1 pseudogene is annotated in these 1178 nt (G+C 43.2%); it reads right to left on the reverse strand.

Annotated features, from left to right (window positions below):
• Positions 1 to 154 precede the first annotated feature (154 nt).
• Positions 155 to 1110, reverse strand: a pseudogene (locus QUA33_RS28395) (ISAs1 family transposase).
• Positions 1111 to 1178 lie beyond the last annotated feature (68 nt).

The raw sequence follows: 1178 nt of genomic DNA on the forward strand, positions 1-1178 counted from the left end.
CAGGGCTATTTCATTCTAAATAATTCCTTGAGTGTGTTAAGACCAAAGCCAGCAAGTCGTTGAGCTTGAGCCATATTCTGAAATCCATACTCTCGATATAAATTGAGTGCAAAATTACGCGCCGTTGCCCAGATTTGCACGCTTTGGGGTAGTTCTAATGCGTGAAGCATCTTCTACGCCGGGTCACATCCCGTACATAATGCACTTTATTCTCTACTCCCCAATAACCACGGATTCTTTGTCCAAAAGCTTCTGCTGTATCAACAAATGAAGCTATATAATAGCGGGTTTCTGTGGCATACTCGATGATGTTGGCACGATATACTTGTCGTTCTGATTCAACTCTAATCAAGGTCTTGAGTCCCGGAAATTTTGGAAGGTCTGTCAAATCCTGTGTAATACTCACTGTCCTTTTTTCAATACGACCATGACCTTTGTTGATTTTTTGAGCGCTCTGTTGTGATTTAAAACAGCCTTTGACTGCTTTTAGTAATCCAGATTGGTTGCCCTTGAGCGCACCCACGTAATCATTCTCACTGTCAACGATCACCTGAAGGGTTTTTTTTGGGTGCTAATGGCATCAAAGGCAAAAACCACGCCCTTGACTGCCATCTGTTCGATAAATGCAGGAATTGCTGTGATTTCGTTGGTTTTTGAATCCACCTCATAAGGTTCGAGAATCAAGCCCCGCTCCACAATGTAGGCGCTAACCAGCATAATAGCTGGATGTGAATCCACCTTGGGATCATCGCTGATTGCCTCATATGAACCTCTTATTACTTTACCGTCCATAGCGATTGTTTCTCTTGGCAATGGTTGAACACCAAAAAAACGGGATAAGCAAGCTGAATAACTCTGATACTCTGTCCGCATTAGAGTGCGTCGAATCGTACTATAAGAAGGAATTCGTTCCTTTGGTGGTTGAAAAAGTTGTACTAATTCGGCTTTGTGCGCTTTGAGCCAATCCCCAATTGCGAGAAAACCTTTGTTCCCGGCAGCAACTGCAACAGTGAACATAGCAAGACAGAGTGCCTGCTGATGGCGCTTTCCAGTGCCACAACGAGTATCAATCAAGTCAGAGAAGGCTTCAACAATTGCAAGTTGGGTCATTACTCAAAACAATTTGAAGGAATATAGCTTCAGCTTATCACCCTTCTCTCAAGAATGAAATAGCCCTG

This window comes from Microcoleus sp. Pol14D4 (assembly GCF_036701245.1).
Lineage (GTDB): Bacteria > Cyanobacteriota > Cyanobacteriia > Cyanobacteriales > Microcoleaceae > Microcoleus.